The organism is Pseudomonas kribbensis, from assembly GCF_003352185.1.
In the GTDB taxonomy this organism is placed as follows: domain Bacteria; phylum Pseudomonadota; class Gammaproteobacteria; order Pseudomonadales; family Pseudomonadaceae; genus Aquipseudomonas; species Aquipseudomonas kribbensis.
Genome location: NZ_CP029608.1, coordinates 2,878,481 through 2,901,004, shown reverse-complemented (window position 1 = coordinate 2,901,004; position 22,524 = coordinate 2,878,481). Strand labels below are relative to the sequence as shown.

The window sequence follows — 22,524 nt, the reverse complement described above, 5'->3', positions numbered from 1 at the left end:
GATTGCACAGAAGAACGCACTGACAAAGTAATCAAATGGCCATCAAGCCGATGAAACGCTTGTTTGATCGTTCGACAAGGCTCTAGACCGGCAGTCACGGCACTGATCGTTCCCACGCTTTGCGTGGGAATTCAGGGCTACGGATTCTGGCTGGTTTCCAGTTGCCCGTCCCAGCCACCGCCCAGCGCCGCAATCAACTGCACGCTGGCGATCAGTCGACTTTGCAGGATGTTGAGCACCGTCCGCTCGTTGCTCAGCGCTGTCGCCTGCACCACCACCACGTCGATGTAGGCAATCAGCCCGGCCTTGTACTGGTTCTGAGTCAGACGCAGGGAGTCCCGCGCGGCATCCAGCGCTTCCTGACGCACCGCCGCTTCGTCCTCGTACACCTTCAACTGCACCAGGTAGTTTTCCACCTCGCGGAAGCCGTCGAGCACGGTCTGCCGGTATTTGGCCACGGTCTCGTCGTACTTCGCCTCGGTGCGGTCGACTTCCGCCGAGCGACGGCCACCGTCGAACAGCGGCAGGCTCATTTTCGGCCCGACCGACCAGAAACGGTTCGGCAGGCTGATCAGATCTCGCGAAGTACTGCTGCTATAGCCGCCGCTCATGCTCAGGCTGAAATCCGGGTAATACGCCGCTTTGGCAACACCGATATTGGCGTTCGCTGCGATGACCGAGCGTTCCGCCGAGGCGATGTCCGGGCGACGTTCCAGCAATTGCGACGGCAGGCTCAACGGAATCTGCGGCAGCTTCGGGATGTCCTGGGTTTCGGCGAGCTTGAACTGTGCCGGCGGCTGGCCGATGAGTACCGCGATGGCGTTTTCGAACTGTGCCCGCTGCCAGATGAGGTCCACCAGATCGCCCTGAGTGGATTTGAGCTGCGTCTGTGCCTGTGCCACCGCATCACGGCCGGAGATTCCGGCGTTGTACTGGTTCTGGGTCATTTTCAGCGAACGCTCGTAGGCCTCCACCGTCGACTCGAGCAAACGCTTCTGCTGATCGATCACGCGCAATTGCAGGTAGTTCTGCACCAGTTCCGATTGCTGGCTCAGACGCATCGCGGCCAGATCGGCGAAGCTGGCCTGGGCGCTGGCCTCATTGGCTTCCAGGCCACGACGCAACTTGCCCCAGACATCGGCTTCCCAGCTCACGCCCAACTGGGCGTTGTAGGTGTCACGAATACCGCTGGAAGAACTGCTCAGGCTCGAACTGCTGCTGCCGGTGCCCTGGCTGGAGCGGGTCTTGCCCAGGCTCAGGTCGAGCGTCGGGTAAAACGCTCCACGGGCATCGCGCACCAGGGCCTGGGCCTGACGGTACTGCGCCTCGGACTGGGCGACGGTCTGGTTGGAACTGTTGAGTTTCTCGATCAACTCGTTGAGCTGACGGTCGCCGTACAGTTCCCACCACGCGCCACGGGCCAGAGAGTCGGCCGGACTGGCTTGACGCCACCCTTCGGCCTCCTTGTATTGGGCGACTTCGGCGGTCTGCGGGCGCTGGTAGTCCGGGCCGACGGCGCACGCACTGAGCATCGCCACACACAGCGACAGGCTCAGCAGACGCGAGCCGCGAACACTGGCCAGTTGGATAAGCGAACGGTCATTCATAGCGGAGTTTCCAGTGCGGCATCGGTACGTACGCCACGCCATTTATTGAAGCGATGGCGGGCCTTGTCGAGATAGAGGTAAACCACAGGCGTGGTGTAAAGGGTCAGGATCTGGCTGAAGATCAGCCCGCCGATGATGGTCAGGCCCAGCGGCTGGCGCATTTCCGCGCCTTCGGCCCGGCTGAGCAGCAACGGCAAGGCACCGAGAATCGCTGCCAGCGTGGTCATCAGGATCGGCCGCAGACGTTGCAGACAGGCACTGCGAATCGACTCCAGCGGCGCCATGCCCTGATGACGTTCCAGTTGCAGCGCCAGGTCGATCATCAGGATCGCGTTCTTCTTCACCACACCGATCAGCAGGAACAGCCCGAGCAGCGAAATCAGGCTGAACTCGCCGCCCAGCACATAGATCGACAGCAACGCACCGACCCCGGCCGACGGCAATGTCGATAGAATCGTCAACGGATGAATGTAGCTTTCATACAGCACGCCCAACACCAGATACACCGCCAGCAGCGCGCCGAGGATCATGAACGGCTGGCTCTTCTGGGTGGCCGCGAAGGCGTCGGCGGTGCCGGCCATTTTCGCAATCACGTCTTCCGGCAGGCCGACCTTGGCAATCGCCCGCTCGATGGCCGCGCTGCCCTTCTCGACCGTTACGCCTTCGGCCATGTCGAACGAGATGCTTTCGGAAGCGAACTGGCCTTCGTGGCTGACCCGGTCGTCTTCCAGACTGCTTTCGTAGTGAGCGATGGTCGACAGCGGAATCCGCGCACCATCGGCCGTGATGACCTGCACCTGATTGAGGGTGACCGGGTCCTGGGCGTATTTCGGATTGACCTCCATCACCACCTGGTACTGGTTGAGGCTGTCGTAGATCGTCGAAATCTGCCGCTGGCTATAGGCGTTGTTGAGCACGGCGGTGACCATGTTCATGTCCACGCCCAGGCGCTTGGCCTGATCGCGGTCGACGATCAGCGTCACCTGCTGCGCACCGCGCCCCTCACGGGCGTCGATGGCGGTCAGTTCCGGCAAGGCGCGCAACGCGGTGACCACTTTCGGGTACCACTCGCGCAAGGCGCCCAGATCACCGCTTTGCAGGATGTAGCTGTACTGCGAGGTAGTCTGCTCGCGACCACCGCCGAATTGCAGGTCCTGGTCGGCCATCAGCATCAATTGCGCGCCGGGCACCTTGGGCATTTCCTTTCGCAGGCGCTCGATGACTTTTTGCGCCGAAATATTGCGGTCCTTGATCGGCTTCAGGCGCACCAGCATGAAAGCGTTGTTGGTGCCGTTGTTGCCGCCGATGAACCCGGCAACGCTCTCGACCGCTTCGTCCTTGAGCACGGCGCGGCGGAAGGTCTCCATTTTCGGCTGCATCACACTGAACGACAGGCCGTCGTCACCGCGCACGAAACCGATCAACTGGCCGGTGTCCTGTTGCGGCAGGAAGGTCTTCGGCACCACCACGTACAGCGCGACGTTGACACCGACCGTGATGATCAGACTCAACAATGTCAGGCGTCGGTGACGCAACACCCAGTCGAGGCTGGTGGCGTACTTGCCGACCATCCAGTCGTTGGTACGACGGCTCCAGCGTTGCAGACGGTTTTCCTGGCCTGGCGTGTGCGGCTTGAGCCAGCGGGCGCAGAGCATCGGTGTCAGGGTCAGGGAAACCACCAGCGACACCACGATGGCAGCGGCCAGGGTGATGGAAAACTCGCGGAACAGGCTCTCGATGATCCCGCCCATGAACAGGATCGACAGGAACACCGCCACCAGCGACACGTTCATCGACAGCAAGGTGAACCCGACTTCCTTGGCCCCGAGGTACGCGGCCTTCATCGGTTTGACGCCTTCGTCGATGTGCCGGGAAATGTTCTCCAGCACCACGATGGCATCGTCCACCACCAGCCCGGTGGCGAGAATCAGCGCCATCAGCGACAGGTTGTTCAGCGAGAAGCCGTAGAGGTACATCACCGCAAAGGTACCGACCAGCGACACCGGCACCGCCAGGGTCGGAATCAGCGAAGCTCGGAAATTGCCGAGGAACAGGAACACCACCAGGATCACCAGCGCCACGGCGATCAGCAGGGTCATCTCCGCTTCGTGCAGCGTGGCCTTGATCACCGGCGAACGGTCCATCGCCAGGTTCAGCTTCACACTGGCCGGCAGCACGGCCTGCAATGCCGGCAACTGCGCCTTGATCTCGTTGACCGTCTCGATGATGTTGGCGCCGGCCTGCCGGTTGATCACCAGCAGCACCGCTGCGTCATCGTTGAAGAAACCGCTGTTGTAGCGGTCCTCCACGCCGTCGGTGACCTTGGCCACGTCCTTCAGACGCAGGGCTGCACCGCCGTTGTAGTGGATGATCAGCGATTCGTAGTCCTTGGCTTTCTCCAGCTGGTCGTTGGCCTGGATCTGCCACAGGCGCTGGTCGTCCTCGACCGAGCCCTTCGGCCGGCGGACGTTGGCGCCGGCGATGGTCTTGCGCACATCGTCCAGCGCCACGCCGTACTGGTTCAGTGCCTGGGGTTCGAGCTCGATGCGTACCGCCGGCAGGGAGCTGCCGCCGATCTGCACTTCGCCGACGCCCTGCACCTGGGACAGGCTCTGGGACAGGATGGTCGAGGCCAGGTCGTAGAGCTGGCCTTTTTCCAGCACGTCCGAGGTCAGCGACAGCACCATGATCGGCGCTTGCGACGGGTTGACCTTCTTGTAGGTCGGCATGCTGCGCATCCCGCTCGGCAACAGATTGCGCGAAGCATTGATCGCCGCCTGCACTTCCCGCGCCGCGCCATTGATGTCGCGGTCGAGGTCGAATTGCAGAATGACCCGGGTCGAACCCTGGCTGGAACGGCTGCTCATGGTGTTGACGCCGGCGATGGCGCCGAACGAGCGCTCCAGCGGCGTGGCCACGGTGGACGCCATGACCTCCGGGCTTGCGCCGGGCAGGCTCGCCTGCACCACGATCACCGGGAAGTCCATTTGTGGCAGCGGCGACACCGGCAGCAGGCCGAAGCTCACGCCGCCCAGCAGCATGATCGCCAGGCTCAGGAGCATGGTCGCCACCGGGCGCTTGATGAAAGGACCGGACAGGTTCATGGCTGTTCTACCGGCTCCACGGCCGAAGGCGCGCGGCCCCAGCGCCGACCGAGGCGGTCGAAGTACAGGTAGATCACCGGCGTGGTGAACAGCGTCAGGATCTGGCTCAGCAGCAATCCGCCGACCATCACCAGACCCAGCGGCTGACGCAATTCAGCACCGGAACCGGTGGCCAGCATCAGCGGCACTGCACCGAACAGCGCCGCCAGCGTGGTCATCAGGATCGGGCGGAAGCGCAGCAGCGCCGCCTGATAGATCGCCTGTTCCGGCGCCATGCCCTGGTTGCGCTCGGCGTCAAGAGCGAAGTCGATCATCATGATCGCGTTCTTCTTGACGATACCGATCAGCAGGATGATGCCGATGATCGCGATCATGCCCAGGTCATTGCCGCTGAGCAGCAATGCCAGCAAGGCACCGACCGCTGCCGACGGCAACGTCGAAAGAATGGTGATCGGATGGATGTAGCTCTCGTAGAGCACGCCCAGCACGATGTACATGGTCACCACCGCCGCCAGGATCAGCAGCAAGGTGCTCGACAGCGAAGCCTGGAACGCTTCGGCTGCACCCTGGAACTGGGTCTGCACACCAATCGGCATGCCGATGTCCTTCTGCACCTGCTCGATGATGTCCACCGCATGCCCCAGCGCCACGCCTTGGGCCAGGTTGAAGGACATCATCACCGCCGGGAATTGGCCAATGTGAGTGATCGCCAGTTGCGCCTGACGCTCCTCGACATGGGCCAGGCTCGACAACCGCACCTGTCCGCCATCGGTGGTCTTGACGTGAATCTGATCCAGCGCCTGCGGCCCGATCTTCTCCCCGGCCTGGGCCTGCAGCACCACGCGGTACTGGCTGGCCTGGGTGTAAATGGTCGAGATCTGCCGCTGGCCGAAGGCGTCGTACAGTGCGTCGGTGATGTTCGCCACCGACACGCCAAGGCGCGAGGCCGCGTCACGGTCGATCACCAGAAACACCTGCAACCCCTTGTCCTGCAAATCGCTGGCGACGTCGGTCAGCTCAGGGCGCTGGGCCAGTGCCTCCACCAGACGTCCGCTCCACAGGCTGAGCAGTTCGGCGTCCGGCGAAGACATGCTGAACTGGTATTGGGTGCGGCTGACACGGTCTTCGATGGTCAGGTCCTGCACCGGCTGCATGAACAGACGGATGCCCACCAGTTTGTCCAGTTGCGGTTGCAGGCGGGTGATCACCTCGGCGGCGGTCAGATCACGCTGACCGTGGGGTTTGAGGTTGATCAGCAGACGACCGCTGTTGAGAGTGGCGTTGTCACCGTCGACGCCAATGTAGGACGACAGGCTTTCCACCGCCGGATCTTCGAGAATTACCTTGGCCAGCGCCTGTTGACGCTCGCCCATGGCGGCAAAGGAAATCGACTGCGGCGCTTCGGAAATGCCCTGGATCACCCCGGTGTCCTGCACCGGGAAGAAGCCCTTGGGCACCACCATGTAAAGGAACACGGTCAGCGCCAGGGTGCCGATGGCCACCAGCAGGGTCAGCGGCTGGTGCTTGAGCACCCACTGCAACTTGCGCCCGTAGGCGGCGATCATCCAGTCGATGAACGCGCCACTGACCCGGTAGAAACGGCCCTGCTCATGTTCCTCAGGCTCACGCTTGAGCAGACGCGCGCACATCATCGGCGTCAGGGTCAGCGAGACCACCAGGGAAATCAGGATCGCCACTGCCAGGGTGATGGCGAACTCGCGGAACAGCCGCCCCACTACATCGGCCATGAACAGCAGCGGAATCAGTACCGCAATCAGCGACAGGGTCAGGGAAATCAGGGTGAAGCCGATCTGCTTCGCGCCCTTGAGCGCAGCCTGCATCGGGCTGTCGCCTTCTTCGATGAAGCGGGCAATGTTCTCCAGCATCACGATCGCATCGTCGACCACGAAACCGGTGGCGATGGTCAGGGCCATCAGGGTCAGGTTGTTGACCGAGAACCCGGCCAGATACATCACGCCGAACGTACCGATCAGCGACAGCGGAACCGCCACCGACGGAATAATGGTCGCACTGGCCCGACGCAGGAACAGGAACGTCACCATCACCACCAGCGCGATGGCGATCAGCAGTTCGTGCTGCACATCGGTGACCGAGGCACGGATGGTCTGGGTGCGGTCGGTCAGCACGGTCACTTCGAGGCCGGCCGGCAGGTTGTCGGTAATGCTCGGCAGCAACGCCTTGATCCGGTCGACCACCTCGATCACGTTGGCACCCGGCTGACGCTGGATGTTCAGCAACACCGCCTGATTCTGGTTGGCCCACGCTGCCAGACGCTCGTTCTCGGCGCCATCGACGATCTGCGCGACATCCTTGAGCCGCAGCGGCGCGCCGTTCTTGTAGGCCAGGATCAGGTTGGCGTAGTCCTTGGGCGAAGTCAGCTGGTCGTTGGCATCGAGCATCGACACCCGCGTCGGGCCGTCAAAGTTACCCTTGGGCTGGTTGACGTTGGACGCACCGATCAGCGTGCGCACGTCCGACAGGTTCAGGCCGTTGGCCGCCAGTGCCTCCGGGTTGACCTTGATCCGCACCGCCTGACGCTGGCCGCCGGCGATGCTGACCATGCCGACGCCGCTGATCTGGGCGATCTTCTGCGCCATGCGCGTATCGACCAGATCGTTGAGCTTGGGCAGCAGCATGGTTTTGGAGGTGATGGCCAGGGTCAGTACCGGGGTGTCCGCCGGGTTGACCTTGTTGTACACCGGTGGCGCCGGCAAGTCGGTCGGCAGCAGGTTGGTGGCGGCGTTGATCGCGGCCTGCACCTGCTGTTCGGCGACATCCATGTTGATGTCGAGGCTGAAACGCAGGGTCAACACCGAGGCGCCGCCGGAACTGGTCGAGGCCATTTGCGTCAGGCCCGGCATTTGCCCGAACTGGCGTTCAAGCGGTGCGGTGACGGCGCTGGTCATCACGTCCGGACTGGCGCCCGGGTACAAGGTCATGACCCGGATGGTCGGGTAATCCACCTGCGGCAAGGCCGAGACCGGCAGCAGGCGATAGGCGATCAGGCCGGCCAGCACGATGGCCAGCATGCTCAGCGTGGTGGCGACCGGGCGGAGGATGAACAGGCGCGAAATGTTCATGCGCCCTTCTTGGCCTTGTCGGTGACGGCAGCATCAGGAGCACTGGCGGCAGATTTGCCTTGCAGGTGCCCGGTCGGGGTGGTCGGTACATCCTGACTGTCGTTGACCACTTCCACTTCACTACCTTCCTTCAAGCGGTCGGTGCCTTCCAGCACCACGCGGTCGCCGGCGGCCAGGCCTTCGGTAATCACGGTGTTTTGCCCGTCGCTGGCGCCGATCTTCAACTGGCGGATGGTGACTTTCTTGTCGCCGTCCAGTGCGTAGACGAAGGTACCGTTGGTACCGAACTGAATCGCTGCCGACGGTGCCAGCACCACGCCCTTGAGGGTATCGGCCAGCAAGTGGACGTTGACGAACTGGTTGGGGAACAGCGACTGATCGCGGTTTTCGTAGCGTGCCTTGAACTTCAGGGTGCCGGTGGTCACGTCGATCTGGTTGTCGAGGCTTTGCAGTACGCCCGTGGCCTGAATTTTCGTGTCACCACGGTCCCAGGCTTCGGCCGGCAGTTTGGCGCCGCTGTGATAACGGGCGAGTACGGTTTCGAGGGTGTTTTCCGGCAGCGTGAAGACCACGCTGATAGGTTGGGTCTGGGTGATGACCGCGAGGAATGTGGTGTCGTTCGCGGCTACCAGGTTGCCGACGTCGAGCTGGCGCAGACCGACGCGACCGGCAATCGGTGCGCGGATCTTGGTGAATTCGAGATTGAGCTTGGCGTCGTTGACCGCCGCCTGATTGGTCTTCACGGTGCCGAGGAACTGGCCGACCTGTGCTTCGGCGGTGTCCAGGGTCTGCTTGGCGATGCTGTCCTCTTTATACAGGCCACGATAGCGCTCGACATCGACCTGGGCGTTTTTCAGCTGTGCCTGGTTCTGCAGCAAGGTGCCTTCAGCCTGAAGCAAGGCGTTCTGGTACGGGCGCGGGTCGATCTCCGCCAGCAGGTCGCCGGCCTTGACCATCTGCCCCTCTTCGAAATAGATCTTCACCAGCTCGCCGCCAACCCGGCTGCGCACATTGATGGTGTTGAGCGCGGTAACGGTGCCGAGCGCCTTGTAGTACAGCGGGAAGTCACCGGTCACCGCCGGCGCCACGCGCACCGGGATGGGACCTGCCGCCCCGCCGAAGCCCGGACGCATCATCCCCGAACGACCGGTATGACCGGCCGCGGCTTTCTCGCCGCCCTCCTTGTGGGTCGATCCGGCGGGCCAGAATTTCCAGCACAGGCCGGCGATGACCAGCAGGACAAGCAGGCTCAGCAGCCAGCGACGGGAGTTTCGGGAAGACGATTGCATGGATTGATTAACCATTGGGCGCGTGGGCTTCTTTTACGGGAGGCTGAACGATAAGCACTGGTGGGGGTAAAGCAAAGCAGCTTTACCGGCAATTTACCTTCAACTTACGTTTCAAGGTGTGAGCCAAAACACTGATACACAAATGAAAACGGCCTGGACAGGGCCAGGCCGTTAACAATTGTAAAAGCGCTTATTTCAATACGGCGAGCGCTGCATCGTAGTTCGGCTCTTCAGCGATTTCCTTGACCAGTTCGCTGTGCAGGACGTTGTCGTTTTCGTCCAGAACAACCACCGCACGGGCAGTCAGGCCTTTCAGCGGGCCGTCAGCGATGGCCACGCCGTAGTTCTGAATGAATTCGGCGCCACGCAGAGTCGACAGGTTCTGTACGTTTTCCAGGCCTTCGGCGCCGCAGAAGCGAGCCTGGGCGAATGGCAGGTCAGCCGAGATGCACAGCACCACGGTGTTGGCCAGTTCGTTGGCCTGAGCGTTGAACTTGCGCACGGAAGTGGCGCAGGTCGGGGTGTCGACGCTTGGGAAGATGTTCAGCACTTTGCGCTTGCCGGCGAAGTCTTTCAGGGTGACGTCGGACAGATTGCCGGCTACCAGGGAAAAGGCTGGCGCCTTGGAACCGGCTTGTGGCAGTTGGCCGTTGACTTGAACCGGGTTGCCTTTGAGAGTGACTTGAGCCATGAACGGAGTCCTTCTTAACGTTGTTGGGAAAGCATGCAAGAGGCGGAAGTTAACCACGAAATTGTCCGACGACCTATGCCTGAACCGAAATTGTCATGTGCCATCACTCAAGATTGGATACAACCCTGAGCGCTAACTGAGCAATTGCAGCATGTTGCGATGCCGGGCCTCGAAGATGCGGCGCATGTAACCGTTCACCAGCAGTCCTTCGCTGAACGCCCCGCCAATCGCCGAATACGTCACGCGGTCGGTGTACAGCGTACCGCCCTCACCCGCTGCCACCCGATGTTCATGACGAAAGGCACGCAACGGCCCCTTGAGCATTTCATCGACGAAATGCGTGTCGCCGACTTCGCGGATCGTCACCGTCCAGTTCGACGGAATCAGGTTGAACATCCAGTGCCGGAAACGAAATTGCCGGCCGGCCTCGATGCGCAAGTTGCTCAGGTCGATGTCTCCCAGCGGCGTAACGCGTTCGGGGAAGATCTTCGGGAAATTGACGCCCTCCAGACAGAAATCGAGCACTTCTTTTGAGGTGCGGTCGGGGATCAGCGTGGTGAGTTCCAGGGTGGGCATGGCGGACACATTCCGTATGAAGGCGATGCTTGTTAAAACGCGAGTCTGCATCTTTTATTTAACGAGCTGTCGATTCAAGCCCTGGCCGTTCGACAAAGCAGTGACCCCCCCATTTCTCACGGAGAAACACCATGCGCTTCATGATCATTGTCAAAGCCAGCCAGGATTCCGAAGCCGGCGTGATGCCCAGCGAACAGTTGCTGACCGACATGGGCAACTACAACGAAGAACTGTCCAAGGCCGGCATCCTGGTGTCCGCCGATGGCCTGCACCCGAGCAGCAAAGGCGCCCGGGTACGGTTCAGCGGCGAAAAACGCAGCGTGATCGACGGCCCGTTCGCCGAAACCAAGGAGCTGATCGCCGGTTACTGGATCTGGGACGTGAAATCGAAGGAGGAAGCTATCGAGTGGGTCAAGCGCTGCCCTAATCCCATGCCGGGCACCGAGGCCGAGATCGAGATTCGCCAGATATTCTGCCCGGAAGACTTTGGCGCCGAGTTCACCCCGGAACTGCGCGAGCAGGAAGAACGGATTCGCGAACAGGCGAAAAAGCACTGACAGCCCCGTTCTCGTAAACCGGCCTCCACGACTCACGCCGTGGAGGCCATCAGGCCCGTCTTATCTGGACTTCATTTTCAGATAGGACTGGTGCATGTCCGACGCCCAGCCATCGATCACGGCTTTCACGTCATCGGCCTTCATCACTTGGGAGTCGTTTTCCAGAGGTTTGCCGGTGCCCTTGCGCACGACCTGCGCCACCACCTTGTTGTTGCCGCCATCGATGAACACCGCCTCGGTGGCCAAGGTGGTTTCCTGATCGCGACTGCCGCTGGCGGTCGTGACCGCTGCCGCCACCAGGGCAATCGGGATCACTTCATAGGCATGCAGGCCTTCGGTCTTGCTGCTGACGGCGGTGATGGCCGCGCGCACCACGATCACGCCCGGGCCTGGCCCGCTGGCCAACGGCAGGGATTTGCCCACTTCACGCTTGAGCGCCTGATCATAGTAAGCCGTGATGCCGTTGAGGGTCTGCTGCGGGATTTTTACCGTTGGCTGAGGCTTGGGATAGAGCTGGGTCGGTTCGATGTAGACGCTGGTGAACTTGTTGATATCGAGTTTGGGATCGACCCAGCGCATCACCTCGGCACCGGACGGTGACTTGGCCTCCTTGAGCTGGCTGTAGTCCTTGAGGAAGCCTGAATACTCATCCGGAGCGACGGTCTTGCTGGAGCAACCCACCACGCCAAGCGTGGCAATGCACAGGGTGCTCATCATTAGGGCTAGCTTCATGCTGTAACTCCTGTCAGAAGGCCTGATTTATTGCATCGGGGAGTTACAGGTATAGCTAAAACCACAGCCTTTGCGCTTGCCGGACGGGAAATGAATCCCGCCCCCGGACTGAAGCACGATAGAACCCGACTCAGATCAGATTCACCAGGTCGACGTCTCCCCGCTGCGCAACGCCATCTCCCGCCGACTGTGAAGCCGCATCGCCTTGATCAGCGACACCGTGCCCACCAGCAGCAACGCCGCGCCAAACAGGAAGTCGATGTTGTACAGCTGGAAGTCCTGCACCGGCCCCACCAGCACTGTACGCACCACGCCGATCCCCACCAGGGTGGCGAGGAAGTCGATTCCCGGCTCGTCGCGGTAGAACACCAGCAGCAACGGCAGGCACAACACCAGCAGCATCAACAGCACCACAACCTTGAACGCGCCTTTGCGCTCGACGCTGAACGCGCATTCGTGGTGGCCGTAGGCTTTGTAGTCCTCGTCGCGAACCATCACGTTTTTCTCGTTGATGTAGTCGGCGCGGTTGTACTTCTGGATCGGCGTGAAGGTGTTCGACATTTCCATCAGCGTGGTGATGTTCTTGAAGCGCAGGTCGACGCGCTCGTTGCCCTTGACGTAATACAGCACCGGTTTGTAGCCGTAGCGATAGGTGTCGAAAGGAAACTCGGTGACCCGGCCCTGAACGCCGATCGGGCGCGATTCGAGCTGGGCGAAAGCACTCTTGTCGGTCGAGGCGAGGTTGCGGCTCAGGGGCAGAACCTTCACTTGCTCAAGGAAGATCGGCGTAACGCCGTAGGACCACTGCAACGGTTCCAGGCGCAGACGCAGTTCGTTGCGGCCCAGGTCATAGCGGTTGAAGGTGCGCTCGGAGACCACCACCGCGCCGCTGAGCATGAACTCGCCGCGCAGGTTGTTGGTGATGCGCAAGGTCAGCTGATCCTTGCCCAGCAGCGCTGCATCCGAGGACGGCGGCGTGCCGCACCAGGCGGTGCTTTCGCCGACACCGCCGAGCTGACCGCCACGGTTTTCGTTGAATACGTAGATGTAACCGGCCCACAGCGTCAGCATCAAAAGCAACGCGGTGAGGCCCAGAATCTTTTTGCCCGGACCCACTGATCAGACTCCCTTCTTCGTTCCGTCGTCCAGCCGAAAACCCGCTGGCGACGGGGACTCTACCAAAAGGCCAGCATCGACCCAAGGAAAAATCCCCGATTCATCAGGGTTCTAAGGGTTTCCCCTGCATCACCTGCGCCGAAACAACGGCCGCGGCTCGATCACCGAACGCCCGTACAACACGCTCATCCCCGCCAGCCCCTTGAGCGCATCCTCGGCGGATTTGTCCTCACGCACGGCGAAGCTGTCGAAACCACACTGGCGCATGTGGCTGAGCTGGTCGCGCAGCACATCGCCAATCGCCCGTAACTCGCCTTTCCAGCCGAAGCGGCTACGCAGCAGGTAGGCCTGGCTATAGGCGCGACCGTCACGGAAACTCGGGAAGTCGAGGGCGATCAGTGGCAGCGAGGTCAACCATGGCAGCAGGCTTTCGACGCTATCGTCCGGACCCAGCCAGACTGCGTGGGTCGAGGGCGATTCGAGCCAGTGGGCCAGCGGCAGAATCAGCATCCCGGAACCGGACGCTGTTTCAGGTGAACGGATCAGCGTCCACGGATCATCGAGCACGATCCGCGCCCCGCTCTCGTCCATCCGCAGCAGATTGTTCATGCCGACACCTCCAGCGCTTTCGGGTAGACCCGTTCCTTGAACGGCTCCAGGCCGATGCGTGCCACGGTATCGACGAACAGCTCTTCCGCCTCGCGATAGCGCACGAAGGTGCCGATGATCCGCTCGATCACCTGCGGCACTTCGGCGGCACTGAACGACGGGCCGATGACTTTGCCCAGTGCGCTGTTCTTGCCCTGCGCCCCGCCGAGGGTGATCTGGTACCACTCGCTGCCGTTTTTATCGACGCCGAGGATCCCGATGTTGCCGATGTGGTGATGGCCGCAGGCGTTCATGCAGCCGGAGATGTTCAGGCTGATGTCGCCCAGATCATGCAGGTAATCGAGGTTGTCGAAACGCGCCTGAATCGCCTGGGCAATCGGGATCGACTTGGCGTTGGCCAGCGCACAGAAATCACCGCCGGGGCAGGCAATGATGTCGGTCAGCAGGCCGACGTTGGCGGCGCCCAGTCCCTGCTCTTTCGCCAGTTGCCACAGCGCATACAGCTCGGACTTGGGCACGTCAGGCAGGACGATGTTCTGCTCGTGGGCGATGCGGATTTCGCCGAAACCGAAGCGCTCGGACCAGTCGGCCACCGCCAGCATCTGCAAACCAGTGACATCACCCGGTGCGGCCGCAACGCCCGGCTTGGTCGACAGCACCACACTGGTGTAGCCCGGAACCTTGTGCGGCTGCACATTGCGCGCGACCCAGCGGGCGAACGCCGGGTTGTCGGCCAGGTGCGTGCCGAAATCCAGATCGGTGCCGGCCAGCGTGCGGTAGTTCGGCGGCACAAAGGCGTTGGCAACCCGCAGGTACTCATCCTCGGTCAGTTGTGCCGGGCCGTCCTTGATGTGCTGCCATTCCTCTTCGACTTCCTTGGCGAACGCTTCGATGCCCAGCGCCTTGACCAGAATCTTGATCCGCGCCTTGTACTTGTTGTCGCGCCGACCGTGGCGGTTGTAGACCCGCAGCACCGCCTCGACATAGGACAGCAAATGCTGCCACGGCAGGCCGTCGCGAATCTGCAGACCGAGAATCGGCGTACGCCCCAGACCGCCGCCGACGATCACCCGCAGCAGCATCTGCCCGTCCCGACCGGGGTAAAGATAGAGGCCGATGTCGTGCATCATGATCGCCGCGCGATCCTGCTTCGCCGAGCAGATGGCGATCTTGAACTTGCGCGGCAGGAACAGGAATTCCGGATTGATCGTCGACCATTGCCGCAGGATTTCGGCCAGCGGACGCGGGTCGATCAACTCGTCCGCCGCGACCCCGGCGAAGGCTTCGGTGGTGATGTTGCGCACGCAGTTGCCCGAGGTCTGGATCGCATGCATGTTGACCTGCGCCAGACGTTCGAGGATGTCCGGCACTTCATGCAGTTCGATCCAGTTGAACTGCATGTTCTGCCGCGTGGTGAAGTGGCCGTAACCACGGTCGTAGTCACTGGCAATGCTCGCCAACGTGCGCATCTGCCCGGCGCTCAGGGTGCCGTAGGGAATCGCCACCCGCAGCATGTAGGCGTGCTTTTGCATGTACAGGCCGTTCTGCAGGCGCAGCGGCAGGAACTCTTCTTCGCTCAACTCCCCGGCCATGAAACGCTCGACCTGATCGCGAAACTGCGCAACGCGCTCGAACACCAGCGCCCGGTCGTAATCATCGTACTGGTACATCGGCTACCTCATCAGGAATGCAAAGACTCCTGTGGGAGCGAGGCTGCTCGCGAATGCGGTGTGCTCCCTGACACACCGCATTCGCGAGCAGCCTCGCTCCCACAGTATTTTCCCTGACTATGGACGAACGGCGCAGTGCACAACAGATTCACCTGAACGCATAAAAACCGTATCAGGGCGCGGCAGATGGCCGCAGGCAGCGCTTCGATCTGATCCGCATAAATGAACATTTCCTGAGCCTGTTTTGTTTCTGGCGGGGTTTCTACAGTGCAGCTCGTGCCAGACCGGGTGGCCTGGCAAGACTTTGACCGTGGAAGAATTGACCATGAGCACAGCAACAATCGGACAGGCTTATAACTACAAGGTCGTCCGCCAATTCGTCATCGCGACGGTTTTCTGGGGTGTCGTGGGCATGGCGATGGGGGTATGGATCGCCTCGCAACTGGTATGGCCGGACATGAATCTGGACCTGCCGTGGACCACCTTCGGCCGCTTGCGACCGTTACACACCAGCCTGGTGATTTTCGGCTTCGCCGGCAGCGCGCAATTCGCCGCCAGCTACTACGCGGTGCAGCGTACCTGCCAGGTACGACTGTACTCGGACAAACTCGCCGCCTTCACCTTCTGGGGCTGGCAATCGGTGATCGTGATCATGCTGGTCACCCTGCCGATGGGCTACACCACCACCAAGGAATACGCCGAGATCGAATTCTCTGGCGCGGTGTGGATGGCGGTGGTCTGGGTCGCGTATGCCGTGGTGTTCTTCACCACCGTGGTGCAGCGCAAGACCAAGCACATCTACGTCGGCAACTGGTTTTTCGGCGCGTTCATCCTGGTGATCGCCATGCTGCACGTGGTCAATCACCTGTCGATTCCGGTGGACTGGTTCAAGTCCTATCCGGTGTATTCCGGCGCCACCGATGCCATGGTGCAGTGGTGGTACGGGCACAACGCGGTGGGGTTCTTCCTGACTACCGGCTTCCTCGGGATGATGTATTACTTTGTGCCCAAGCAAGTGAATCGGCCGGTGTATTCGTACCGGTTGTCGATCGTGCACTTCTGGGCGCTGATCACCCTGTACATCTGGGCCGGCCCCCACCACTTGCACTACACCGCGCTGCCGGACTGGGCGCAGTCGTTGGGCATGGCGATGTCGCTGATCCTGCTGGCGCCGAGCTGGGGCGGGATGATCAACGGGATGATGACCCTGTCCGGCGCCTGGCATCAGTTGCGCACCGACCCGATCCTGCGCTTCCTCGTGCTGTCGCTGGCGTTCTACGGCATGTCGACCTTCGAAGGCCCGATGATGGCGATCAAGACCGTCAACGCCCTCTCCCACTACACCGACTGGACCATCGGCCACGTACACGCCGGTGCCCTCGGCTGGGTGGCGATGATCACCTTCGGCGCGACTTACCACATGGTGCCCAAGGTCTTCGGGCGCGAGCGGATGCACAGCACGCCGTTGATCAACCTGCACTTCTGGCTGGCGACCATCGGCACCGTGTTGTACATCGCTTCGATGTGGGTCAACGGGATAACACAGGGCCTGATGTGGCGGGCGATCAACGAAGACGGCACGCTGACCTACTCGTTCGTCGAGGCGCTGCAGGCCAGTCATCCGGGATTCGTCGTACGGTTTGCCGGCGGGGTGTTCTTCCTGACGGGCATGTTGCTGATGGCCTACAACGTATGGCGCACGGTGCGGGTGGCGGACGTTGCGATTGCCCACCGTGAAGCGCAGATCGCCTGATCAAGGGAGCCGGTCATGTTCGATATCGTTTTGAATGTGTTGGGCGTGCTGTTTTTGTGGTTGTCGGTGGAGTATTGCTTGCGCCATGAAACGGCTGAAAGTCTGGATGATGCGAGCCTGACGCCGTTTGCGGATGATCCGGAGGTGGCTCGGCGGGTTGAGCTGGCCATCGGTAAAACCGTGAAAGCGGTGGCGCCGGAGGTGGCGAAGCCGGGGTGGGTCAATCTCGAGATGTAAAGTGCTTCAGCCTTGAGGCGTTCCTACGCTGTGTGGGAACGCCTCAGGACCCCGGTGTGTTGGACAACGTTTCAGCAGAAAAAAGACGAACGGCAGGTCTTTTCACGCTTCACCTGTCAGATCTGACAGTAGGCAGGCACGGATGGGCGGTGTTTGATGACGGTACCCGTTGCAACGCATGCAACCACCGTCACGGAAACCGGAGTGCAGAAGATGAACAGTCCGTTTGTGGTGTATCCCGCCAAAGTTGTCGGGGGGATTCTGAATCCCGTTTACTACCCCAACCCCAACGTGAAGCCTCACTACGGCGTACCGCTTGCACTCTTCACCTTGCCCGGCGACCTGCTGCGTCTTGAGATTGTCCCCTGGGACGCGCAAGCGACAAACGATTCTGCATATTTGATCGTCAACAACGGCTCCCCCCAATTCATGAAAACCATTCAACCGGGGGACGTAGGCAGGCCTTTCGACTATTCCGTGCCTAAAGCTTTTTTGACTGATGGCATCAACACGCTGGTAGTGCGAGTCATAAACACTGTCCAGCCCGGAGGAACGGATTCAATTGACCTTCTGGTCCTCGTCCACACACCTCGCCCGGGAGGAGAGGTCGCAGGTTCCGGGGACAATCCGAACCTGATCCTGTCCATGTCCCACACAAACGTGGGCCCCACAGAGGCTGCAAACGGAGTCGACGCCAAACTCACCTACCCCTACATGCGAGAAGGCGACGACATCAACCTTGATCTGGACGGTCGAACCTATCCGCATAAAGTGAGTGCAACAGAGGCGCAATTGGGTCGAGTCGTGATAAAGCTCTTCGCCAAGGATTTCTGGCAGGACAATCAACGGTTCGCCATTCGTTTCCGAGTGACCGACAGTCTCGGCAACACCTCGGGCCCGCTGGCCATCTGGTCAGCACCCATCTACATTGATGTGCATGTGAAACAGCCTCCCCTGAACCTGACAAAGCCCGATGTACTGGAAGCCAGGTTATCTAACGGTAATGTCCTGGATTTCAACAATGACTTTTACACCGCGACACACGCTACGGTGAGGGTGAAGTACACGGGCTCTGATCCAGCACAAAGAGTCTACGTTGAATGCATGGGACGCGCAGAAACCTATACTACTCAACCCCAGCCAGGTCCTGCCGCCGGGCAGGAATTGCTTGTTTTGATTCCTCGCCGAGTGATTATCGACTCGATCGGCCACAAGATTCAGTTCAGGTACTACGTCAGGCTACCGAACACAACGCAGGATCTCCCGTCGTTTGATCGGGATGTCAACATCCTCCCACAGCGGCACATATGCGGCGTACCCACGATCAACGCTGCCAGAAACAACCTCAGGCTTTACGCCCCAAATCCCCTCGAAGCGCAATATACGGCACGCATCTCGTGCACCATCGATGGTCAGTCACGTCTCGACAGCATCGAGCTCCCTTACCCTTACCCCTCAGCCCCATACATGGACTTCCCGATTCCGCAAAGCTGGATAAGCAGCAACCCAGGCAAGACAGCCTATTTCAACTACTCCATCAGGCGTACGGGTAGCACGGACCCCATCATTTTTTCGCCGTATTTGAAGGTATTCCTCTAAGAAGGCTCATCTTCAATAACAACGCCAAGAACCCGCTGGCCCGTTAAACGGGCCGAGGATCCAGTCATGCGCAAAATAATCTGCACACTGCCCCTGGCGCTGCTCGTCGGTTGCGCGCAAGTGGCAACTCAGCCAGTCGAGGTTCACACATCCCCCCGCTCCGCAGCGGACAGCTACATCCAGACGGTGGAGCGTTGTACGAGTTACGTCGCCAGCGCGCGGTGGATATACCGGAACTACGAGTGGGCGATTTCCATCAAGCCAACCGACTGCGCCCGACGAACACCTCCGGAAGGCACGGCCTATTTGTGGGATGAACTCACCCGTGATTATTCCAACAGCCGTTACTGGACGAACACCCACGGCCTGCGTCACCAATTGATTTGCCATCTGATGGTTGCGCGGGACAAACCGGAGTGGAACCTGGAGCCCTGGCGCCCGGATGTAGGGCTTACCCAAACCGTGGCAGCAGGCTGCAACCATGAGGAGCCATTGCCTGAAGTGGCCCCTTGAACAGCATAAGGAGATTCAAGGTGAGCAGCCTGAAAACAATCAGCGTGAAGCACATCGTTCAAGCGCTACTGATTGCAATAGTTCTCGGATGTACCCAGGTCGACACCCAGTCAACGCTCCCAAGGATTGCCAGCAACAACCCGCACGCTGCGATGACCGGCCCCCAAGTGGTCGAATTGTTGAACACGCTCTACAACCGCCAGTTTCCGAACTGCGACAAGAACAACAATCGACCTGCGTTTCTATGTTCCGGCATCATTTTTCGGGTCACGGACAAGAATCCCGGCGACACCCATCATGTCTGGAACCCCAGTCCGACGTCAGTCAGGAATGGAGGGGTTTCGTTTTCCTACCTCAGGGCCGACTCAAAATTCGGGCGACTGGCCTGGGGCAAAGGCAACGGTTTCATGCTGTACCCGATCTTCGGCGCCCCCTGGGACAAGGTCGATCTCGATGTGCTTTGCTCGTTTCCGATAGATGGCTGGACCTGGAACCGAACATCACCCTGCGGTCCTTACCCCTCGTTTCCTGCTACGAGTCAGCGCTGCCAGAGCGCCGGGGTTGCCACTGCCGAACAATGGAAAAAAGTATGGGACACCTCACCTGACAGTCACCACCTGCGGCAATGCGGGTTTGACGTTTCCGAACCCACCGGCAAACCGGCGGGAGTGCCCTTCTATCAATCGGTACGCGCAAGGGGAATGTTGAGCCAGATGCCTGCGCATTTCTCCGAACAGAATGAAATCGTGATCAAGACCTGGCCACAAAACCTGCAAGACACATTCCCGCTCATGGCGTTCTTCTTCATAGCTGGCGGTACCAATGCCGGACTTGCAGAGGCACAGGGCAATCAAAAGGACTTTTACGATTCCACGACCGCCAGAATCTGGGTGCCGGTGATCCGCTTGTTTCCGCCGTCGACGCCCGCAGGTGAGGCAACATTCCAGTACGTCGACTCCGATCAATTGGTCAAACCGTAGCTCTGCGGCGCAACCGCGCCATGCTCAGGGTATCGACCCATTGTCCGTCGCGTACGGCGTAATCGCGGAACAGACCCTCGGTCTCGAAGCCGAACTTGCGGTAAAGACCAATCGCCGCCTCGTTGTCGGCGTATACCGAAAGCTCGACGCGGTGCAGGTTCATCCAGTTGTCGGCGACATCCAGCGCCGCCGACAACAGCATCGAACCCACGCCCTTGCCCTGCCACGCCACCGCAACGGCCATGCCGACACTGCCGGCATGGCTGCGACGAATCCGCGAAAAAGCCTCCAGACCGAGATGCCCGATCACCGCGCCCTGATGCAGCGCCACCAGTTTCACCATGCGTTCGTTTTCCGGCATCAGTCGTTGACGCCAGATCTCGGCAGACTGAAACGGCATCTGCAACACCTGCCGGGTCACGGCCGGGTCGTTGTACAGCGCGGTGACGCCTTCGACGTGGGATTCGCTGAAGCGTTCGAGGTGAATGGCGGGGTTGTGCTCAGGCATGAACGATCCCTCCTGGATCAGTGCGTGGCCGGTCACTGTAAACCGCTTCTTCACGGATTCGCCATGCCTGTTTAATGCCGTTGACCGAAACTTCCGGCAAGCCACAACGCCTTGCGCCATTGCCTACGCATCCGCCAGAATCCGCCGGCTTGTGCGCCTTGAGGGCCGGCTCTATCGTTTCCGGGTCGCTGATGAATCAGTGATCGGGTCTCGCAGCCCGCGATCTCTAGACGCACAACACCCTCCAGTTTTATGGCGGCTGTACGTGGGAGACCCTCGGGTCTGCCGGTTCTAGAGTCCCGGTCTGCGACCCGCGTATAGCTGCCACCTCTTCGTATCGCAGCGAATCGTGGCGGCTCCATGACTCTGGAGGTTCAATCATGATCAAACCAACACCAAACCCACCCGAGACCGACCCGAGCTCGCCCTACGAAACCCTCGATTCAAAGAAATTCCACGAAGCCGCCGAACGCGCCCTCGACCACTACCTCAACCCGTTCCACCCCAGAAAGCCGCTGCTCAAACCCAATACCCGCTACCTCATCGCCCCCGGCATCCCAAGCGAAGAACTATTAGCCGACGCCTGCGAAACCCTGACCTCGGCCAAAACCATGGCCAGCGATTTCGCCGGGATGATCGATGCGCCGCAGCGGCATGTGCTGCTGGGCATCGGGCAACTGATCATGCTGGCGGAACTGGCGGTGAATCGGGTGCTGGATAATCTGGATGTGGCGGCTGAACCTCGGCCCTGAGTGCTGAATCCGAAACGGCCCCTTTACGGGGCCGTTTTTGCATCTGCAGTGTAAAAAAGGGGACTGTAAAAAAAGGGGACGGATTTATTAAATTAAGTCCGTCCTTTTTACGCGATTATTCAAACCACTCCTGTCGTTCATTGAACGTGCGTTGAATCAACTCCACCAATACCTGCACTTCCCCGACACTCTGCGAGTCACTGTTCACCGCCAACCACGCCTGCAACCTCATCGCCTCGTCAAACAACCCCGGCAACGCCACCAACCCGCGATCAAACCGGCTCATGTACATCGGCAACAAACCAATGCAAGCGCTGCACCGGATCATCTCCAGCATCAGTTCATAAGACTGCATCTGCACCACCCCGGCCAGACGTTGCTCGACCAGATTGTTCCATGGCCGGAAGCTGTCGATCTGCCGATCATGCTGCCATTGCACCAGCATGAAATCGGCAAGATCATCGGGACTTTCCGGGCGTGCAGTCACGCGGGAGTAGCGCTTGGCGATGTGAGGCTGGTATTCCAGTTGCGCGAGGCGTTGCGGTTCGCTGGTGGCGAAGGTCGGGCCGGGGTGCGGCGTTTCGCCGTGGGCGAGCCACAGGACGATGTCGGCGCTGACCGCGCGCAGGGCGAGTTCGCTGTCGAGGGCGATGATCTCGAGGCGTACGCTGGCGTTGCGGCGCAGCAGTGCGATGAGGTCGCGGCCGAGGATGTCGTGCAGGATCGATTCGGCGACGGCCAGCCTGATCAGGGGTTGCTCGATCACGGGCAGTTTGCGTTCGTGGGCCAGGGCCACCAGTTGCGCCTGCAATTGCTGGCCTTCGCGGGTCAGGGTCAAGGCGCTGCCCTGGAAGCTGAACAGCGCGCATTGCAGTTGCTGTTCAAGCTGCGCCAGTTGTTTGCGCAGCAGGGTCGAGCGCACGTTGAGGCTGCGGGCGGCCTGCATGAAGCAGCCGCAGCGGGCGCTGACCAGAAAGTATTGCGCGATTTCGCCCTCGATCTTCGCAACCTGCGCCAGCCAGGGTTCGGCCTTTTCCTGCGGCCAGCGAAAATCGGGGCTGCCCTGTCGTCCTGCGGGTTCGGTGAATGACATCGATGACTCCCTGTCGATCTTTGTTGTTTGCCTTTGC

General features: G+C 60.6%; 19 protein-coding genes. 7 read left to right on the top strand and 12 right to left on the bottom strand.

All coding sequences use genetic code 11. From position 1 onward, the window contains the following. Positions 1–137: 137 nt before the first annotated feature. The 6 genes from DLD99_RS13265 to DLD99_RS13240 form a co-directional block, all read right to left on the bottom strand. Positions 138–1,607 carry an efflux transporter outer membrane subunit gene (locus DLD99_RS13265; RefSeq protein WP_114882666.1) on the bottom strand — a complete coding sequence of 490 codons (1,470 nt, stop codon included), beginning with the start codon at positions 1,605–1,607 and terminating at the stop codon, positions 138–140. After that, positions 1,604–4,711, bottom strand: coding sequence for an efflux RND transporter permease subunit (locus DLD99_RS13260; RefSeq protein ID WP_085708228.1), 3,108 nt, complete (start codon positions 4,709–4,711; stop codon positions 1,604–1,606). The genes DLD99_RS13265 and DLD99_RS13260 overlap by 4 nt, the downstream gene beginning before the upstream one ends. After that, positions 4,708–7,812: an MdtB/MuxB family multidrug efflux RND transporter permease subunit gene (locus DLD99_RS13255; protein WP_114882664.1), complete on the bottom strand. Its 3,105-nt coding sequence runs from the start codon at positions 7,810–7,812 to the stop codon at positions 4,708–4,710. Before DLD99_RS13255 ends, DLD99_RS13260 begins: the two co-directional genes overlap by 4 nt. After that, a complete protein-coding gene (locus tag DLD99_RS13250) occupies positions 7,809–9,116 on the bottom strand; it encodes an MdtA/MuxA family multidrug efflux RND transporter periplasmic adaptor subunit (protein ID WP_114882662.1) in 1,308 nt (435 codons plus the stop codon). The genes DLD99_RS13255 and DLD99_RS13250 overlap by 4 nt, the downstream gene beginning before the upstream one ends. 175 nt (positions 9,117–9,291) lie before the next feature. Then, on the bottom strand, positions 9,292–9,792 hold the full coding sequence (gene tpx / locus DLD99_RS13245; RefSeq protein WP_085731150.1) for a thiol peroxidase: 501 nt from the start codon (positions 9,790–9,792) through the stop codon (positions 9,292–9,294). A gap of 132 nt (positions 9,793–9,924) precedes the next feature. Further along, positions 9,925–10,368, bottom strand: a complete 444-nt coding sequence (locus DLD99_RS13240; RefSeq protein WP_114882660.1) for an SRPBCC family protein — start codon at positions 10,366–10,368, stop codon at positions 9,925–9,927. 131 nt (positions 10,369–10,499) lie between these two features. Here DLD99_RS13240 and DLD99_RS13235 point away from each other — a divergent pair, with 131 nt between their 5' ends. After that, positions 10,500–10,925: a YciI family protein gene (locus DLD99_RS13235; protein WP_085708233.1), complete on the top strand. Its 426-nt coding sequence runs from the start codon at positions 10,500–10,502 to the stop codon at positions 10,923–10,925. Between the two features lie 60 nt (positions 10,926–10,985). Here DLD99_RS13235 and DLD99_RS13230 read toward each other — a convergent pair whose 3' ends face one another. From DLD99_RS13230 to DLD99_RS13215, 4 genes are all read right to left on the bottom strand, one after another. Next, positions 10,986–11,657, bottom strand: coding sequence for a DUF3313 domain-containing protein (locus DLD99_RS13230; RefSeq protein WP_085708234.1), 672 nt, complete (start codon positions 11,655–11,657; stop codon positions 10,986–10,988). Between the two features lie 141 nt (positions 11,658–11,798). After that, complete coding sequence (locus DLD99_RS13225; RefSeq protein WP_085708235.1) at positions 11,799–12,773, bottom strand: hypothetical protein; 975 nt, start codon at positions 12,771–12,773, stop codon at positions 11,799–11,801. A gap of 129 nt (positions 12,774–12,902) precedes the next feature. Further along, positions 12,903–13,382: a DUF934 domain-containing protein gene (locus DLD99_RS13220; RefSeq protein ID WP_114882658.1), complete on the bottom strand. Its 480-nt coding sequence runs from the start codon at positions 13,380–13,382 to the stop codon at positions 12,903–12,905. Beyond that, positions 13,379–15,052 (bottom strand): nitrite/sulfite reductase, encoded by a 1,674-nt coding sequence (locus tag DLD99_RS13215; RefSeq protein ID WP_114882657.1) that lies wholly within the window; start codon positions 15,050–15,052, stop codon positions 13,379–13,381. The genes DLD99_RS13220 and DLD99_RS13215 overlap by 4 nt, the downstream gene beginning before the upstream one ends. Positions 15,053–15,377: 325 nt before the next feature. Between DLD99_RS13215 and ccoN the strand changes: the two genes are divergently transcribed. The 5 genes from ccoN (at position 15,378) to DLD99_RS13185 (ending at position 20,134) form a co-directional block, all read left to right on the top strand. After that, entirely contained in the window at positions 15,378–16,805 is a 1,428-nt protein-coding gene (ccoN, locus tag DLD99_RS13205; protein WP_096821819.1) for a cytochrome-c oxidase, cbb3-type subunit I, read from the top strand. A 15-nt stretch (positions 16,806–16,820) separates the two neighbouring features. Further along, on the top strand, positions 16,821–17,042 hold the full coding sequence (locus DLD99_RS13200) for a cbb3-type cytochrome c oxidase subunit 3 (protein WP_114882655.1): 222 nt from the start codon (positions 16,821–16,823) through the stop codon (positions 17,040–17,042). Between the two features lie 213 nt (positions 17,043–17,255). After that, entirely contained in the window at positions 17,256–18,641 is a 1,386-nt protein-coding gene (locus DLD99_RS13195) for a hypothetical protein (protein WP_114882653.1), read from the top strand. Positions 18,642–18,707: 66 nt separating this feature from the next. After that, on the top strand, positions 18,708–19,154 hold the full coding sequence (locus tag DLD99_RS13190) for a DUF2599 domain-containing protein (protein WP_114882651.1): 447 nt from the start codon (positions 18,708–18,710) through the stop codon (positions 19,152–19,154). 20 nt (positions 19,155–19,174) lie between these two features. Beyond that, positions 19,175–20,134 (top strand): halovibrin HvnC, encoded by a 960-nt coding sequence (locus DLD99_RS13185; protein ID WP_244220796.1) that lies wholly within the window; start codon positions 19,175–19,177, stop codon positions 20,132–20,134. On the opposite strand, the gene DLD99_RS13180 is transcribed toward DLD99_RS13185, so the two are convergent. Next, a complete protein-coding gene (locus tag DLD99_RS13180) occupies positions 20,124–20,642 on the bottom strand; it encodes a GNAT family N-acetyltransferase (protein WP_114882649.1) in 519 nt (172 codons plus the stop codon). The genes DLD99_RS13185 and DLD99_RS13180 overlap by 11 nt on opposite strands. 380 nt (positions 20,643–21,022) lie before the next feature. On the opposite strand from DLD99_RS13180, the gene DLD99_RS13175 reads away from it, so the two are divergent. Then, positions 21,023–21,394 (top strand): DUF6124 family protein, encoded by a 372-nt coding sequence (locus DLD99_RS13175; protein WP_114882647.1) that lies wholly within the window; start codon positions 21,023–21,025, stop codon positions 21,392–21,394. A gap of 115 nt (positions 21,395–21,509) precedes the next feature. On the opposite strand, the gene DLD99_RS13170 is transcribed toward DLD99_RS13175, so the two are convergent. After that, positions 21,510–22,487, bottom strand: coding sequence for a LysR family transcriptional regulator (locus tag DLD99_RS13170; protein ID WP_114882645.1), 978 nt, complete (start codon positions 22,485–22,487; stop codon positions 21,510–21,512). Between the last annotated feature and the right edge of the window lie 37 nt (positions 22,488–22,524).

Bases quoted from the DNA above. Each gene is read 5' to 3' on its own strand.
- DLD99_RS13265 (WP_114882666.1), bottom strand. From the start codon at position 1,607: ATGAATGACCGTTCGCTTATCCAACTGGCCAGTGTTCGCGGCTCGCGT.
- DLD99_RS13260 (WP_085708228.1), bottom strand. From the start codon at position 4,711: ATGAACCTGTCCGGTCCTTTCATCAAGCGCCCGGTGGCGACCATGCTC.
- DLD99_RS13255 (WP_114882664.1), bottom strand. From the start codon at position 7,812: ATGAACATTTCGCGCCTGTTCATCCTCCGCCCGGTCGCCACCACGCTG.
- DLD99_RS13250 (WP_114882662.1), bottom strand. From the start codon at position 9,116: ATGGTTAATCAATCCATGCAATCGTCTTCCCGAAACTCCCGTCGCTGG.
- tpx (WP_085731150.1), bottom strand. From the start codon at position 9,792: ATGGCTCAAGTCACTCTCAAAGGCAACCCGGTTCAAGTCAACGGCCAA.
- DLD99_RS13240 (WP_114882660.1), bottom strand. From the start codon at position 10,368: ATGCCCACCCTGGAACTCACCACGCTGATCCCCGACCGCACCTCAAAA.
- DLD99_RS13235 (WP_085708233.1), top strand. From the start codon at position 10,500: ATGCGCTTCATGATCATTGTCAAAGCCAGCCAGGATTCCGAAGCCGGC.
- DLD99_RS13230 (WP_085708234.1), bottom strand. From the start codon at position 11,657: ATGAAGCTAGCCCTAATGATGAGCACCCTGTGCATTGCCACGCTTGGC.
- DLD99_RS13220 (WP_114882658.1), bottom strand. From the start codon at position 13,382: ATGAACAATCTGCTGCGGATGGACGAGAGCGGGGCGCGGATCGTGCTC.
- DLD99_RS13215 (WP_114882657.1), bottom strand. From the start codon at position 15,052: ATGTACCAGTACGATGATTACGACCGGGCGCTGGTGTTCGAGCGCGTT.
- ccoN (WP_096821819.1), top strand. From the start codon at position 15,378: ATGAGCACAGCAACAATCGGACAGGCTTATAACTACAAGGTCGTCCGC.
- DLD99_RS13200 (WP_114882655.1), top strand. From the start codon at position 16,821: ATGTTCGATATCGTTTTGAATGTGTTGGGCGTGCTGTTTTTGTGGTTG.
- DLD99_RS13195 (WP_114882653.1), top strand. From the start codon at position 17,256: ATGAACAGTCCGTTTGTGGTGTATCCCGCCAAAGTTGTCGGGGGGATT.
- DLD99_RS13190 (WP_114882651.1), top strand. From the start codon at position 18,708: ATGCGCAAAATAATCTGCACACTGCCCCTGGCGCTGCTCGTCGGTTGC.
- DLD99_RS13180 (WP_114882649.1), bottom strand. From the start codon at position 20,642: ATGCCTGAGCACAACCCCGCCATTCACCTCGAACGCTTCAGCGAATCC.
- DLD99_RS13175 (WP_114882647.1), top strand. From the start codon at position 21,023: ATGATCAAACCAACACCAAACCCACCCGAGACCGACCCGAGCTCGCCC.
- DLD99_RS13170 (WP_114882645.1), bottom strand. From the start codon at position 22,487: ATGTCATTCACCGAACCCGCAGGACGACAGGGCAGCCCCGATTTTCGC.